This is a genomic window from Alteromonas sp. K632G (assembly GCF_017653625.1).
GTDB classification, from domain to species: Bacteria; Pseudomonadota; Gammaproteobacteria; order Enterobacterales; family Alteromonadaceae; genus Alteromonas; species Alteromonas naphthalenivorans.
In genome coordinates this window covers 15,341-29,690 of the sequence record NZ_JAGGDM010000018.1, presented here as the reverse complement: position 1 = coordinate 29,690, position 14,350 = coordinate 15,341, and the positions used below count along the sequence as shown (strand labels likewise).

General features: G+C 45.4%; 16 protein-coding genes. All 16 read right to left on the bottom strand.

Going from position 1 to position 14,350, the window contains the following annotated elements; translation table 11 throughout:
* Nucleotides 1–3: 3 nt before the first annotated feature.
* Nucleotides 4–1,470 (bottom strand): ribonuclease G, encoded by a 1,467-nt coding sequence (gene rng / locus J5X92_RS16445; RefSeq protein WP_013785851.1) that lies wholly within the window; start codon nucleotides 1,468–1,470, stop codon nucleotides 4–6.
* On the bottom strand, nucleotides 1,470–2,057 hold the full coding sequence (locus J5X92_RS16440) for a Maf family protein (protein WP_208806129.1): 588 nt from the start codon (nucleotides 2,055–2,057) through the stop codon (nucleotides 1,470–1,472). The genes rng and J5X92_RS16440 overlap by 1 nt, the downstream gene beginning before the upstream one ends.
* Nucleotides 2,058–2,074: 17 nt before the next feature.
* Nucleotides 2,075–2,551: a rod shape-determining protein MreD gene (mreD, locus tag J5X92_RS16435; protein ID WP_041453083.1), complete on the bottom strand. Its 477-nt coding sequence runs from the start codon at nucleotides 2,549–2,551 to the stop codon at nucleotides 2,075–2,077.
* Nucleotides 2,544–3,461, bottom strand: a complete 918-nt coding sequence (gene mreC / locus J5X92_RS16430; protein ID WP_208806128.1) for a rod shape-determining protein MreC — start codon at nucleotides 3,459–3,461, stop codon at nucleotides 2,544–2,546. The genes mreD and mreC overlap by 8 nt, the downstream gene beginning before the upstream one ends.
* Before the next feature lie 37 nt (nucleotides 3,462–3,498).
* Nucleotides 3,499–4,542 (bottom strand): rod shape-determining protein, encoded by a 1,044-nt coding sequence (locus J5X92_RS16425; RefSeq protein WP_013785855.1) that lies wholly within the window; start codon nucleotides 4,540–4,542, stop codon nucleotides 3,499–3,501.
* Nucleotides 4,543–4,812: 270 nt separating this feature from the next.
* Nucleotides 4,813–5,364 carry a hypothetical protein gene (locus J5X92_RS16420; protein ID WP_126872557.1) on the bottom strand — a complete coding sequence of 184 codons (552 nt, stop codon included), beginning with the start codon at nucleotides 5,362–5,364 and terminating at the stop codon, nucleotides 4,813–4,815.
* Nucleotides 5,354–6,217: a prepilin-type N-terminal cleavage/methylation domain-containing protein gene (locus J5X92_RS16415; RefSeq protein ID WP_126872558.1), complete on the bottom strand. Its 864-nt coding sequence runs from the start codon at nucleotides 6,215–6,217 to the stop codon at nucleotides 5,354–5,356. The genes J5X92_RS16420 and J5X92_RS16415 overlap by 11 nt, the downstream gene beginning before the upstream one ends.
* Nucleotides 6,217–6,759: a prepilin-type N-terminal cleavage/methylation domain-containing protein gene (locus tag J5X92_RS16410; RefSeq protein ID WP_126872559.1), complete on the bottom strand. Its 543-nt coding sequence runs from the start codon at nucleotides 6,757–6,759 to the stop codon at nucleotides 6,217–6,219. The genes J5X92_RS16415 and J5X92_RS16410 overlap by 1 nt, the downstream gene beginning before the upstream one ends.
* On the bottom strand, nucleotides 6,749–7,306 hold the full coding sequence (locus tag J5X92_RS16405) for a prepilin-type N-terminal cleavage/methylation domain-containing protein (RefSeq protein WP_208806127.1): 558 nt from the start codon (nucleotides 7,304–7,306) through the stop codon (nucleotides 6,749–6,751). Before J5X92_RS16405 ends, J5X92_RS16410 begins: the two co-directional genes overlap by 11 nt.
* A gap of 14 nt (nucleotides 7,307–7,320) precedes the next feature.
* Nucleotides 7,321–7,824 carry a type II secretion system protein gene (locus J5X92_RS21330; RefSeq protein WP_013785860.1) on the bottom strand — a complete coding sequence of 168 codons (504 nt, stop codon included), beginning with the start codon at nucleotides 7,822–7,824 and terminating at the stop codon, nucleotides 7,321–7,323.
* A gap of 109 nt (nucleotides 7,825–7,933) precedes the next feature.
* Nucleotides 7,934–8,557, bottom strand: a complete 624-nt coding sequence (locus J5X92_RS16395; protein ID WP_013785861.1) for a prepilin-type N-terminal cleavage/methylation domain-containing protein — start codon at nucleotides 8,555–8,557, stop codon at nucleotides 7,934–7,936.
* Between the two features lie 44 nt (nucleotides 8,558–8,601).
* Nucleotides 8,602–9,120: a hypothetical protein gene (locus J5X92_RS16390; RefSeq protein ID WP_013785862.1), complete on the bottom strand. Its 519-nt coding sequence runs from the start codon at nucleotides 9,118–9,120 to the stop codon at nucleotides 8,602–8,604.
* An 83-nt stretch (nucleotides 9,121–9,203) separates the two neighbouring features.
* Nucleotides 9,204–10,430 (bottom strand): type II secretion system F family protein, encoded by a 1,227-nt coding sequence (locus J5X92_RS16385; protein ID WP_126872560.1) that lies wholly within the window; start codon nucleotides 10,428–10,430, stop codon nucleotides 9,204–9,206.
* A gap of 11 nt (nucleotides 10,431–10,441) precedes the next feature.
* Nucleotides 10,442–12,178, bottom strand: coding sequence for a GspE/PulE family protein (locus J5X92_RS16380; protein WP_126872561.1), 1,737 nt, complete (start codon nucleotides 12,176–12,178; stop codon nucleotides 10,442–10,444).
* Nucleotides 12,175–13,437 carry a tetratricopeptide repeat protein gene (locus J5X92_RS16375; protein WP_126872562.1) on the bottom strand — a complete coding sequence of 421 codons (1,263 nt, stop codon included), beginning with the start codon at nucleotides 13,435–13,437 and terminating at the stop codon, nucleotides 12,175–12,177. Before J5X92_RS16375 ends, J5X92_RS16380 begins: the two co-directional genes overlap by 4 nt.
* A complete protein-coding gene (locus J5X92_RS16370) occupies nucleotides 13,434–14,348 on the bottom strand; it encodes an AAA family ATPase (protein WP_126872563.1) in 915 nt (304 codons plus the stop codon). Before J5X92_RS16370 ends, J5X92_RS16375 begins: the two co-directional genes overlap by 4 nt.
* Nucleotides 14,349–14,350 lie beyond the last annotated feature (2 nt).

Here is a 14,350-nt window from a genome sequence, read left to right as displayed (position 1 = left end):
GCATTACATCATGACGACGTCGTACTTATCCTGGTTGTACAAGGTTTCGGTTTGTACTTTAATTTGCTTCGATACAAACACTTCCAGCTCTGCAAGCATATGCGATTCTTCGCCCATTAATGCTTCAACCACTTTTGGCGAAGCATAAACAACAAATTTATCGGCATCATATGCGCGGTTTACCCGAACGATTTCACGCATAATTTCAAAGCAGATGGTTTCAACGGTTTTCACCGTACCTCGGCCCTTACATACGGGGCATTCGCCACACAGTATGTGCTCAATACTTTCACGGGTGCGCTTGCGGGTCATTTCTATGAGCCCTAGCGACGTAAACCCGTGAATATTAATCTTGGCCCTGTCCTTACTTGTCGCCACTTCTAGACTATGTAAGACACGTCTTTTGTGGTCTGGTTCAATCATATCGATAAAGTCGATTAAGATCATACCGCCTAAATTACGTAACCGAAGCTGCCTAGCAATGGCTTGTGTCGCCTCGGTGTTAGTATTAAAGATAGTTTCTTCTAGGTTACGGTGCCCAACAAATGCGCCGGTATTTATATCAATGGTGGTCATGGCTTCGGTTTGATCGATAATCAAATAGCCGCCTGATTTCAAATCGACCCTACGTTCAAGCGCTCGCTGGGTTTCATTTTCAACATCGTGCAAGTCGAATATGGGCCTGTCGCCCGTGTAATATTCCAACTTGCCGTTCATTTCGGGCACGTATTCTTTCGTGAACTGGAACAGCTCCTGAAAAGACAACTTAGAGTCTATTCGAATTCTGTCTAACTCGGTGCCGACAAAATCACGAAGCACACGGCGCGCCAGCGGTAAATCTTCATACAACACATTAGACTTACGCTTTTTCATCCGCGATTGAATTTTGTCCCAAAGTCGGCGTAAAAAGGCAGCATCTTGCTGTAATTCGGCTTTACCTACCCCTTCAGCTGCGGTACGTAAAATAAAACCACCGTTTTCATCGCAGAATTCCTGCACTAGCGTTTTTAAACGCTCTCGCTCGGCTTCTTCTTCAATACGCTGAGATACGCCAACATGGGTAACACTTGGCATAAACACCAAATAGCGACTTGGAATAGTAATATCGGTAGTAAGGCGGGCGCCTTTGGTGCCAATAGGATCTTTCACTACTTGCACAACAATATCTTGACCATCTCGAACAAGCTCACGAATGTCTTGTTTTTGAATGTGACTGGCAGATACTTCCTCTGCTATTTCATTATGAATAACAATATCCGAGGCATGAAGAAAAGCGGCTTTTTCAAGGCCAATATCCACAAATGCGGCTTGCATTCCAGGAAGTACCCGACTCACTTTACCGCGATAGATATTGCCCACTAAGCCACGCTTGGTATGACGCTCTACGTGAATTTCCTGCAATATCCCATTTTCAATGAGAACAACACGAGACTCTGACGGTGTAACATTGATTAGTAGCTCTGCACTCACTACACGACTCCAAATTCTCTAAGTAACTGCCTTGCTTCATACAAAGGCAATCCAACCACTGCGCTAGCACTGCCATTTATTGCTTTTACAAATTGACCGCCAATACCTTGAATGGCGTAACTGCCTGCTTTATCTGCAGGTTCACCTGTGTCCCAGTATGCGTCAATTTCATCGTTCGTCAATGCGGCAAAAGTTACCTTGGTGGTAATAGTTTGTGTTACTTGCTTGGTGGTAGACGCCACACTAATGGCCGTCAGTACTTCATGCTCGTTGTTCGATAGCATTGAAAGAATACGTCTAGCGTCTTCTTTATCTTCAGGCTTACCTAAACTAACCCCGTTAAAGGCAATAAGCGTATCAGACGCTAATACACGCGTATTTTCATTAAGTGCATCTTCATCGTGTAACCGTGCAAGTGCTGTTTTCGCTTTTTGCTCAGCGAGTCGAGCTACCTGGGCTTCAGGCGTTTCATTAGCAAAGGCTGATTCATCAATATCCACTGGCTTTACTGAATGGGCAATGCCCATCTGATCTAACAGCATGGTACGACGAGGGGAAGCAGAGGCTAAAACCACTGAGTAATTCACGATAAGAGCCTCACACTTTAACTAATGGAAAACTGACGACGGGTTTTACGAAGTAGCCAAAATACCCAAGGCCATAACAGCATAGAGGTAAGCACGGGCCACAAGTAATCCAATTGGAAATAGATATCAGTAAGTAAGTGCTGTACCCAGAATGTTAGCAAGTGGTACAGCGAAGAAAGCAATCCTATAACAATAGCTTGTTGCCATACCGAGTAATTTCGAAGCCGCTGATAGTTCGCGGCTAAAATATAGATTGAAATGCTTAAGCTTAAACTGTGGATGCCCAAGGTAGTGCCGACTAGTATGTCAACCGCCACACCGGTTAAGAAGGCCACGCCCACATTCACTCTGTGGGGAAGCGCCATGCTCCAGTACGCAAGCACAATCAAAACCCAATCAGGACGGTATAAATCAACCTGAATAGGCAATGGCACAATTTGAAGAACTAGCGCAATCAAAAGCGTAGTGACGATAACCGAATGACGCTTACGAATCATCTTCAGCCTCCTCCTTGCTTACCGTGTTGCTTTCATCTTCTTTATCCGCATCACTTTCACTACCCACATTACTGTCGATAGGTTTGCCTTCATCAGACCACAAGAGTAACAAATACTTTAACCTGTCTAATTTAGCCATAGGCGTTACGGTTACAATAGAAAATGGACGACTTTCATCCCGTCGTACTTCTTTCACTGTACCTACGGGATAGCCTTCGGGGAAAATTTTTCCTAAGCCGGAGGAAATCAATACATCTCCCGCTTTAATATCAACGCTGTGGGGAACATGCTCTAAATACAGCTCGTTTAGCGCGCCGCTGCCAGTAGCAATAAAGCGGATATCATTACGCTGAGAGCGGACAGGAATAGCGTGAGTCACATCAGCCAGTAAAAGTACGCGGCTATTGGTAGTGCCCACTTCCATAACCTGCCCCACTATGCCTTTTTCATCAATAATGGGCTGAGATAAATAAACTCCATCAATGGCGCCTTTGTTGATGACCACCTGCTGGCTATAAGGGTTTTTATCAACTGCCATCAGCTCGGCCACCATTTTACGTAAGTCGTTACGTACAGGTGCATCTAGCAAATGTCTTAATTGTTTATTTTCTTGAGACAAGGCATCAAACCGCTGGAGCTTCTCACTCATGAGCAACAGTTGATTCGTTAGCTTGTCGTTTTCTTCGAGAAGATCTTCATGTGAGGTCAAGCGCTGGGCGCTTTCGCTTAGCATTAGCCGAGGTAAATTGGCTAAATATTGAAGGGGGCTCATGAATGAATTTAAATAGACCCGAGTCGATTTAAACCCTTCTACTTTGTGATCCACAAAAATAAGTAACGCTGACAAAACAATTGCCAGCGCTAATCTATTATTCAGTGAGGGACCGCGAGTAAAAATAGTATCCATAATACAAAGAAGGCAACCTTAAGGCTGCCTTTCCTGTTTACTCATAGCTAAACAGGTCGCCACCGTGTAGGTCAATCATATCGAATGCCTTACCACCGCCACGCGCTACACAAGTTAGCGGATCATCTGCAATAACTACTGGAATGCCCGTTTCTTCCATTAGCAAACGATCTAAATCTTTCAGTAATGCGCCACCGCCGGTAAGTACCATGCCGCGTTCTGAAATATCAGACGCGAGTTCTGGTGGAGATTGCTCAAGGGCAACCATAACCGCAGAAACAATACCAGTAAGTGGCTCTTGCAAGGCTTCTAAGATTTCATTGGAGTTCAATGTGAAGCCACGCGGAACACCTTCAGCAAGGTTACGACCACGTACTTCAATTTCACGAACTTCTTCACCTGGGTAAGCTGCACCAATTTCATGCTTGATGCGCTCGGCCGTTGCTTCACCAATAAGTGAACCAAAGTTACGGCGTACATAGTTAATGATAGCTTCGTCGAACTTATCACCGCCGATACGTACCGATGACGAGTACACAACACCGTTTAGTGAAATGATAGCCACTTCGGTTGTACCACCACCAATATCGACCACCATTGAGCCGGTTGCTTCTGATACAGGTAAGCCTGCACCAATAGCGGCGGCCATAGGTTCATCAATCAAATACACTTCACGTGCACCTGCACCTAGCGCAGACTCTTTAATGGCTCGGCGCTCTACTTGGGTAGAGCCACATGGAACGCAAACTAAAACACGAGGGCTAGGGCGAAGGAAATTGTTGTCATGCACTTGTTTAATAAAGTGCTGAAGCATTTTCTCTGTTACATAAAAGTCGGCAATAACGCCGTCTTTCATAGGGCGGATAGCGCGAATGTTACCAGGCGTTCTACCTAGCATTCGTTTGGCTTCTGCACCTACAGCGGCAACGCTTTTAGGTCCAGCAGCACGCTCTTGGCGAATAGCCACTACAGAGGGTTCGTTGAGTACAATACCTTGGTCTTTAACGTAAATCAGCGTGTTAGCTGTTCCGAGGTCGATGGACAGATCATTAGAGAACATGCCTCGAAGCTTTTTAAACATGAAAAGTGTATTCCTGTTTCTGTGTTATCGCGTGTTAGCAAGGGTGAGATGACAGCGCTTTAACGTGAAGTCGATGTTTATCCGCACACTTTAACAATGGGGGCATATTTGGGCAAGCAGAGAACCATTTTTTAAACAATTAGGTGGCGATTAAGTGGAAACCCACTGCGCCTTCTACTCACTTCCAACCAACTTCTTGTTAAGTGGCTATTTTTAAACCAGTGAGAGTAGACAAGCATTTGAACCGGAAGTTTCACATTAATATAATATTTATTGTTCAATCATCATTGAATCGGTCTGTGTATGCGCTGAAATTAACTCACTAGCGGTGCATTGGGCGGTAGAGGCAAAACGATAGAAATAATAGTTTACGCCTGCAATAATCGTAGTGCTTGTTTGACAACTGGCTTGGTAAGCACACCCTTCAAGGCCTCTTACTTGGCCAAACGAAGCGGGGCTATTAATGGTGCCATTACAAGATAATGGGGTGGCACCTGCAGGGTTTGCAGTGGCCTTTATATGCTCCATGCCCGCTTGTGTTGCAAGCTGAGCGCGAAAACCTAGGTTATCCGCAGCGACTTTGTTGCCCGTAGAAGAGAGTGACGAGGCCAGTGTTAACCCTAACAGAGCCAGCACTATCATAATAAACAACGCCATGACCAACATACTTCCTCGCTGATGTTTTCGCGAGGCAGTAAAGAACGAACCGCCTAACGTTGCCGTACTAGGATGTGTTTTCTCTACTCTATTTCTATCAGTTCTTGAAAGCGCTTTATGTGCTTTATGTACTAGATATTGTTGGGATAAAGGTTCACGGCTCATTTTCAATTGCCACCTCAGTCGTCAGACTTAATACTTCATCGCCTTTTTGGGCTCGTAGGCGCAACATCACCATATTATTAACCCCACCGTTCACACTACGAACCTGAAAAGGGTCATCGTTTGAGGTACCGCTAGCAGGTGAGGCAGATAAAACATTAATGAAGTCCACCCCAAGCCTCGGGCTACTTGCCAAAGCCAAAGGCTGCGATGTGGTAAACCCAGACTCAATCCGGTGAAGTACCGAACCTCTTAAGCAAAAACTCACCGCTTTTGAGGCAATATAAGCACGGTTAGCTAGTGAGGCTTCTGCAAAGGCATCACTTACCGTAATCTCGAGGGTATCGTCAGTGCTGTCTCTCGTTGCACAGTCGCCATCGCCGTCATCGGTACAACTTACTATAGGTTGGCGGTAATCATTAGCGGCGTTATAGACATCTAATACACTAGGTGGTGCAACAATCACAGATGCACTAGCGGTAAAGGGCTGAGTATTATCAAGGGCATCCGCAGGAAATAATATATCGATAGTATTTTCAGTGGCTGGCTGAACAGAGATATCACTGTAACCTGTTACCACATCAGCGGGAACGAATTGTAGGCAGTGTTGAGACGATGATCCCCTTACTCTCACACTGGCAGGCACGGCGTTTTGTAGTTCACGAGCCATACGATTTATGGCAAAAGACGTTTGGGCAACAAGCTGCTCTCTTTCACTAACACCAACAAATACAGACATGCTACTGGTAACCACTTTTGCGATCCCTGTGGCTATCACCCCCATAACCACCAGGACGATGACAAGCTCTACTAACGTAAAGCCTCGAGCCTTGTTCATTGGTGTGCTATTTGCCATCAGTAATTCCACCGATAACCGCTAAAGACTATGGTTTTATCGTTAGGGGTAAGTACAGACACGCGAACCAATTTGGTGTTGCCCGTATAGCTACCCACGCCAGCATCATCAATACCGTCAAGGTTATCATCATAAAACACTACTACGTTGAGCTGGTAACCTTGATATAAACTTTGCCCACCTTGCGTGATGGTTTGACCCGCACTGTTTCTAATAACGCTGTAGCCGTGGTAATCATCCACATCATCAAAGGTAGAACGATTTTCTCCACTATCAGGCCCCAAGTTTGCGCTAGTCGTACAGTTAATAGTGTCGCTACATCGTTCACCGGCGTTATGCCCACTGCTATTTTCGTCAAATGCCTTACTCAGTATTTCTCGTTGTAATCCTTGGGCTAAAATATTAGCGCGGGCTTGCGTTACAGGCGCCACGCTTTGTTGCGCTTGCGCGCCAAGTAAATCGGTAACAATAAGCATGACAATACTGGTCACCACTAACCCAATCACGATCTCAAGTAGTGTAAAACCTCGCTCAGCACGCATAAATAAGCCCCTGAGCTTCAATACAGACACCAACTGTTGCTGTTCCCACAAAGGTCACTCTGCAAATATCTGATGCACAACTGCCGGTGGCGGTTATTGGCCGACCAAGGTAATCGAAGTCAATATAAGAAGGCGAAGCAACACCTTCTGAAAAGGTGATAGATACCCCTTTAGCACCAATTTCATCACCCCGCGCCGCTAAAAATGTGGGCGCGTTGGCGGCAATACTTGCGCCACAGCTGGCTGATTGATTTGCACTCCCGTAGTTAACAACAGTAGGGCCGTAAGCACCGTCACCAGACGAACTCACAATAGTGCGATAACAATAGCCTGCGCGGTTATCTTGCATGGCTTTGCTTTGAATATTTCGTAAGGTAGAGAGAAAACGTATTTGAAGGGAGTATTCTGTGTAGCCGGTATCATCTTGTATTCGCGCAGAAGCGACCACGCCTATAATACCAATAACGACGATGACAATAATAAGCTCAAGGAGCGTAAAGCCAGCGCCTCGGGCCTGACGCTGGCCAGGAACGAAATGCCTGGCCATGTGCTAGGTAATATTTAACAAGCAGTCGAAGTCAATGTGATAGTAGGAGAACCACCCGCTGCCGCATTTCTGTACTCAACATAGCAGTTAGCACCTTCAAAACCGTCGGGGTAAATGCGAGCCCAAGTACCGTTAGCACTCACATACCAATCTGTAGTACCTTGGTCTGCGGTAGTGTTTACTGCACGAATATCTAGGTTCATGTATGAATCTAGCTGCACAGTGGTGGTATTGTTATTGTCATCGAAGTATGTGCTGTACGGGTAACCATAACGAACATTGATATCAGTGCCATTTACGTTGATGGTCGTATTTGACGATGCAGTCGCGCCAGCAATAATTGCTTTTGCATGAATAGCTTCCGAAGCACTAATCAGTGCGCCTTCCACTCCTTCTAATGTGGCAATGCGAGCATCAGTTTGGAAACCTACAAACCGAGGCGCAGCGGTAACCGCTAAAATACCAAGAATTACGATAACTATGACTAGCTCAATAAGGGTAAAACCGCGTTGCTGCATAAAAAATGTCCTTTTGTTTCAATTACGTTTATTATTGCAAAAATGGCGTAATTGAATATAAAACTTTAGTTTAAAAATCACCAGTTTACGTATAAAACTCAATACATAGTTATGAGTTCGAATCATTACTAAAAACGATAACTTGGCCTATCCGTGGGTCGTATAGAAACCCATCGCCTTGCGCATCATTGGTAGGGCTACTGTTCAGATTTTTTATAGATTGGCTAAGGTAATAATAGCAAAGGTCATTACCACTTGCGCCGCCACCACTACTATTTGTAGCAAAGTATCGGTAACCGTCAAATGGTGATTCTGAAAAACTCGATGTAATGGAGGGGGCACTTTGCATTATCAGGCTAAAGATACTTTCGCAGTCTAATGCGGTAATCGCTGTGTCTTGACTGTTACCGTCACCGTTTAGCAGGCCTGTGGGATAGCCGGTATCCTGATCAACCGCGACATTAATGCCATCAAGTGTCACAAAGGTCTGATTGGTAGACGCATTCTCTTCTGGCCGACCTTCTATTTCCCATTGTGCGCGCACAAGCCCAACCCCTGTGGCGAAACCACCGGCAACACCCTCAACCGTGGCATCTTCAGCTTGTTCAGTAATATCAAGAAAGCGTGGAATGGCCACTGCCGCTAGTAGCCCAAGTAATACGACTACAATCACAAGCTCTATTAGCGTAAAACCCAGTTGTTTTCCCGCTATTTGATGTCGTTGCTTTTTCATTTGGACCACCCCAGTTTTCTCATTATTAAAATTCAGTTTGTTTGTTATTGTTCGTTTTCTGGAACCACATCACCACGAAATACAAAGTAGTCAAAGTAATCCCCCGCGCTTAAGGAAAATCGGCAGCGTGCATTCACGGCCTCATCGTCGACTAACTCACCACGAAAATATTCACCACGCACATTAAAACCATTAACCATCATAGGCACGGTTAGCAATGCGTTCCAAAGGGTTTTACACCCTTGCACAGAAGGAGACACTTCTGGCCATCCCTCATGACTCATTAGCACGGGCGTACGTCCAACTTCATTACCCTGCCTATCATAGTGCGTAAGCAGAATACGAACCGGCCGCCCTTCTGACTGCCACTTCCAATGAGCCGTTACTGCAGATTCTTCCAACTTGAGCGCTAGCTGCCTAAGCATCTGTGCTTCAAAATTAACTTCGCTGGTATTCAGTCGCACGATAAAAACAGCCATTAGTGAAGCAAACAACGTGATCACAATAATGTTGATAAATAAGGATCTGTTCTTACTTTTTGCCGCTTCGCTTTTCGTCACCATGTTACTACCCTTGCTGCTATTACTTTTTCGCAGTCATTAATTGCTCTTAACATACTGTTATAACACATCTTTAAGCTAGGGAGTTATACGCCTTTTATTGCGTTCATCATATCCCACATGGGGGTAAAAATACCCAGCGCGAGCACCAGTACCATGGCTGCCACCACGACAATTAAAAAAGGCTCTATCTTTGCTGTTAAATTTTTAAGATCGTAGTCAACTTCACGCTCATAGAACTCCGACGCCTCAACCAGTAATTCATCTACGCGACCGGTTTCCTCACCTACACGAATCATCTGCATCACCAAAGGTGTAAATAGTCCGCTTGCTGCGCTGACTCGTGCTAGCCCCTCACCTTTTTCAATTCGCTCGCGCATCGCAATAATCTTTTGCCCCATGTACACATTTCCCACCGCTTCTGAGGTTAAGTTTAGTGCACTGGTTAAGGGAACGCCCGCGCGCAACATCATTGAAAAACTTCGACAATAGCGGCTTAGTAAAGAACGATTAAAAATACTGCCCACTATAGGTAATGAAAGCTTACGTCTATCCCAATTTAAACGCCCGACTTTCGTATTTAATGAACGCCTAATCATGTAGGCAATGAATATCCCGCCAGCAATTAGCAGGTACCAATAGTTCAGCAAGAAATCTGATGTGCCTATGAGCGCTCGGGTCATTAAAGGCAATTCGGCATTGAACTTAGAAAACATGTCGGCGAATTTGGGGATAACAAAGATATTGAGCACTACAAACGCGCCCGCTAAGGCGATAAGCACAAAAATGGGGTAGCGCGTGGCGGCTTTAATTTGTTTGCGAGTTTCTTGTTCGCGCTCTAAATACACCGCCAGTTGAGCGAAGGCATCTTCTAATTGACCGGTGTTTTCGCCCACATGAATAATACTTACAAATAATTGATTAAAAATTTTAGGGTGCTGGTTTAATCCGGAAGACAAGGTGCGGCCTCGTTCTAAACTTACGATAGCGTCTTCAAGGGCAAGTTTAAGGCGAATAGAATTACAGGATTCAGCTAAGCCGGACACCGCTTTTAGTAAGGGAATACCCGCTTTGGTTAGCGAGAACATTTGGCGACAAAAAATAACTAAATCGTCCAAAGTGACTTCGGGGACAAACCAGCCTTGCCAACCAGACACGACACTTTCTTTTTTATCACTCATGGGGGCAATAGCAATTGGCGTTACACTGCGAGCGCGCAACATTGCCGCTGCACTTCCTGCATCGTTCGCGTCTAACTCGCCTTCTGTCAGGGCGCCATTTCTTTCGCGCCCTTTGTAGCTAAACCGTGCCATCTATCATTGCCTTATTGCACTGTTGTGTCGTCAGTGATTTCAGAGGTGGGAGCATCTTGGGCTACCATCTCAACCAGTTTTAACACCTCTTCTACACTGGTTACGCCCATTTTTGCGTAAGTCAGAGCAGATTGAGGCAAAGAGCGATAGCCTGCGCTTTTAGTCGCGGCATCACTAAAGCCTTGAATATCACTGGATTTTAAATAATTCATCATGTTTTCAGTCATTTCGAGTAACTCAAAAACCCCAATTCGCCCTCTGTATCCTGTTTGATTACATTTCTGACAGCCACGCCCTTGTTTAAAGGCAACGTCTGCGGCATTTTCATCAATACCGTTCAACCACACCTTTTCATCATCCGTTGGCGTATAAGAGGTGGTGCAATTATCACAAATTCGGCGTACCAAGCGCTGAGCAATAATGCCTCGAAGAGAACTTGCCACCAAGTAACCTGGCGCGCCCATATCGAGTAAGCGCACTACGCTAGATATAGCGTCGTTGGTATGCAGTGTCGATAGTACTAAGTGACCGGTTAATGCACCACGAAGCCCAATTTCTACCGTTTCTTGATCACGCATTTCCCCCACCATAATAATGTCGGGGTCTTGTCGTAGTGTGGTTCTAAGTACATTTGAAAAAGTCAGGTTTATTTTAGGATTCACTTGAACCTGATTAATGCGGGGTAAGCGGTATTCCACCGGATCTTCTACGGTAATAATTTTCGACTTTGCCGTATTTAATTCGCTTAATGCACCATACAAAGTGGTCGTTTTACCCGAACCTGTAGGCCCGGTAACCAAAATCATCCCATGAGGGCGTCGTAACAAATTTCTAAAGCGGGTTAACTGTGCTGAAGGCATGCCGGTTTGTTCAAGGGTCAGTATTCCTGCGGACTGATCAAGCAAACGCATGACCACAGACTCGCCACCTTGCACTGGCATGGTAGACAAACGCACGTCTATTTTGTGCCCTTTAACTTTAATTTGAGTACGGCCATCTTGCGGTAGCCGCTTTTCGGAAATATCTAACCCCGCCATTAGCTTTAAACGCAACACTAACGCGGCCGCTATACTTTTCTCGGGTATCACAGTTTCTTGTAAAACCCCATCTACCCGTTGTCGTATTCTCAACTGATTTTCATCAGGTTCTATATGAATATCAGACGCTTTTGCTATCACCGCATCTTCAAAAATAGATTGCAGCAACCGGGCGACTGTTGTGTCTTGATCGCCCGCACCACCAAGTTCTATATTAAAGTTATCTTCAGTATCGTATTCTTCTGCTAGTTCTTGGGCAAAACTCGCAATTTCTTGGGTTTTTCGATAAAAAGTATCGTAAGCGGTGAACAGCTGTTGCTCGCTAACTACGGCAAGTTCAATTTGTCTGTTTAACGTTTCTGAAAGATGATCTACCGCGGTTAAATCGGCGGGATCTGACATGGCAACTAGCAGGCTGTCCCCCTTATCATCAATAACGAGTGCGCGATATCGCCTAGCTTGAATTTCAGGTAAAAGCAGCACAGCTTGTTGATTTACGCGGTATTGATCGATATCGATAAGCGGAACATTTAAATGCCGAGATAACAATTCAAGCATTTGGTGTTCAGTCACCAACCCCATCGAAATTAGCGTAGCACCTAACTTACGGCCTGTACTTTTTTGCTCAGACAATGCCGTCATTAGCTCATCAGCACTAATCAAATTATGCTGAACAAGAAGGTCGCCAAGGCGAACTCTAGGTTTATTCATTTTACTACTTCCCGAAGCCTAGCCATGCGCTCTTGCGCATAATGATGTACATTTGGTGATAGGGTCTGCTGCGTATCAATCTTTACTACTTGGGAGAACGCGTGAAACGCCAGTGCAGATTGATGCAAATTGTCAGCACTTATCGCAGCACCTAACCACCATTTGGGCTCGAGAGGTCGCCGCTTAGTTAGCACTAAATAATCATTAAGTGACTTGTCGAACTCGCCATATTGCTGCAGTAAATTCGCTCTAAAACTAAGTAACTCTACAGACAGTGGGTTGCGGGGTGAAGAAACAGCCCCGTTCGCGTTTTCTATTGCTAACGTTGTTAGCCCTTGTTTCACATACAACCGCGACAACATAAGGCGAACACTGTGATCATCCGGTGAATTCACAAGCATACCTTGTAATAAGGCCTGGGCTTGTTCTACCTGGCCGCTGGCAAACAGCAAGGACGCTAGCTTCTTCTTAACACTAATATCGGTTGGATGGCTTTGCGCTTTCTGCTGCATTAACCTGATGGCTGTGTTGTAGTCGTTATTATCAAGAGCCAAGCGCACCTGCTCGTCTATCGCAGGGGCGTTTTTATTGTTATCAATCTGCTTTGAGAAACGTGCCACTGGTGCAGACTCGGCTGTTTTTACGCTGTCTACCGACTTTGATACAGTCTTCGCTACAAAGATGCCAGTAGGGCTGTTGTCTGGGTTGGAAGTAGGGTTAATGCTTGCATCAGAAGCAGCACGCGAGCTTGGGCTTTTTATGTATTCACCTTCGGTGGCTTTCGCCTTTTCTGAAGAGGTATCCTGTGCTACTTGGGCAGACGTCTGCATCGGTTTTGATAAATTCTGCGGCGTATTCGTGTCGTCGTTTTGCGAGATGCTAGCTTCAACACTTCCTTGTCCCGCACTTCCTTTTTCAGCAGTTTCTTTTTCAGCACTTTCTTTTTCGGCAGATTCAGTACTTGGTTGAGCACTTGCTGTCAGGGAAGCCGGCAATATAGCGGGGCTTGGTTCGGTTAATGAAACTTCGTTTGTATCTGTTATCGGCATTGATTCAGAGGGCAACACCGCAGATGAAACCGATGGCGCGGGGTTAAGCAGCACCCACACAGCTAACGCGATGGTGACGATAACTAACAAAAGCACAACGATAGTAAGCGCACTTACTGACTTTTTTTGTGGGGGCTCGTATCGAGCTTGCGGTTGTTCAACGCCTTCGCGAGCTTCTAGATCTTTCAGCATTTTATTCACAACACTCATGCCATGCCTCCAAACTCGAGTACACTGGCAAGGGTAACCGAAACCACCACACCGGCCGCTACCAAAGAAGGCCACAGGGCAAAAGAAGCGTACCAAGGCAATGTAGTGGCTTCGGTGTCAGCAATAGCCAACTTAATATGCGATACATCCACGTTGTACTTGCCTTCGCCATACGCCAGCATCATGGCCTTATGACACAGTACGTTGACCAGCCTTGGCGTCCCCTTCGTAGCCATAAACATTAATCGGCAACACGCTAAGTCGAATACCTCTTCTCCTGTGTGCCCTGCTACCACTAAACGATGTTTTACATAATGGTAAATTTGGTCGGTATCCATGTGCGATAACGAATAACTGAATGTAATGCGCTGCTTTAACTGCCGCAGCTCCGGCATTGAAAGCTTTTGATTGAGCTCTGGTTGCCCAAATAACACCACCTGCAATAATTTACGGCTTTCTGTCTCTAAGTTAGTCATTAACCGAAGTGCTTCAATACTTTCTACCGGTAACGCTTGCGCTTCATCAATCACCAAAACAGCACTGCGATGCTGGGCATTAATATCGATAAGTCGCTCTTGAATACATTGGGTGAAACGCTGCTGATCGCAGGTTTGCCCTATATCTACTCCTAACTCACTTGCCACTGCACGGCGCAACTCGTCTGGGCTTAAAAGAGGGTTAGGAATATAGGCTGATTGAAAATGCGCGGGCAATTCATTAAGAAATTTCCGGCAAATAAGGGTTTTTCCTGTACCGACTTCACCAGTCACTTTGATAAAGCCCTCACCAGATTTAAGCGCAGTGAGTAACACCTCACTGGCTTCAATATGACTGGGTAGGCCATAAAAAAAACTGGTGTTTGGCGTTAAAGTAAAAGGTAGCTCTCTAATGCCAAAATGATACAAATACATAC

Excerpts from the sequence above, each read along its gene's own strand:
- mreC (WP_208806128.1), bottom strand. The coding sequence starts at position 3,461 with ATGGATACTATTTTTACTCGCGGTCCCTCACTGAATAATAGATTAGCG.
- J5X92_RS16425 (WP_013785855.1), bottom strand. The coding sequence starts at position 4,542 with ATGTTTAAAAAGCTTCGAGGCATGTTCTCTAATGATCTGTCCATCGAC.
- J5X92_RS16420 (WP_126872557.1), bottom strand. The coding sequence starts at position 5,364 with ATGAGCCGTGAACCTTTATCCCAACAATATCTAGTACATAAAGCACAT.
- J5X92_RS16415 (WP_126872558.1), bottom strand. The coding sequence starts at position 6,217 with ATGGCAAATAGCACACCAATGAACAAGGCTCGAGGCTTTACGTTAGTA.
- J5X92_RS16410 (WP_126872559.1), bottom strand. The coding sequence starts at position 6,759 with ATGCGTGCTGAGCGAGGTTTTACACTACTTGAGATCGTGATTGGGTTA.
- J5X92_RS16405 (WP_208806127.1), bottom strand. The coding sequence starts at position 7,306 with ATGGCCAGGCATTTCGTTCCTGGCCAGCGTCAGGCCCGAGGCGCTGGC.
- J5X92_RS21330 (WP_013785860.1), bottom strand. The coding sequence starts at position 7,824 with ATGCAGCAACGCGGTTTTACCCTTATTGAGCTAGTCATAGTTATCGTA.
- J5X92_RS16395 (WP_013785861.1), bottom strand. The coding sequence starts at position 8,557 with ATGAAAAAGCAACGACATCAAATAGCGGGAAAACAACTGGGTTTTACG.
- J5X92_RS16390 (WP_013785862.1), bottom strand. The coding sequence starts at position 9,120 with ATGGTGACGAAAAGCGAAGCGGCAAAAAGTAAGAACAGATCCTTATTT.
- J5X92_RS16385 (WP_126872560.1), bottom strand. The coding sequence starts at position 10,430 with ATGGCACGGTTTAGCTACAAAGGGCGCGAAAGAAATGGCGCCCTGACA.
- J5X92_RS16380 (WP_126872561.1), bottom strand. The coding sequence starts at position 12,178 with ATGAATAAACCTAGAGTTCGCCTTGGCGACCTTCTTGTTCAGCATAAT.
- J5X92_RS16375 (WP_126872562.1), bottom strand. The coding sequence starts at position 13,437 with ATGAGTGTTGTGAATAAAATGCTGAAAGATCTAGAAGCTCGCGAAGGC.
- J5X92_RS16370 (WP_126872563.1), bottom strand. The coding sequence starts at position 14,348 with ATGTATTTGTATCATTTTGGCATTAGAGAGCTACCTTTTACTTTAACG.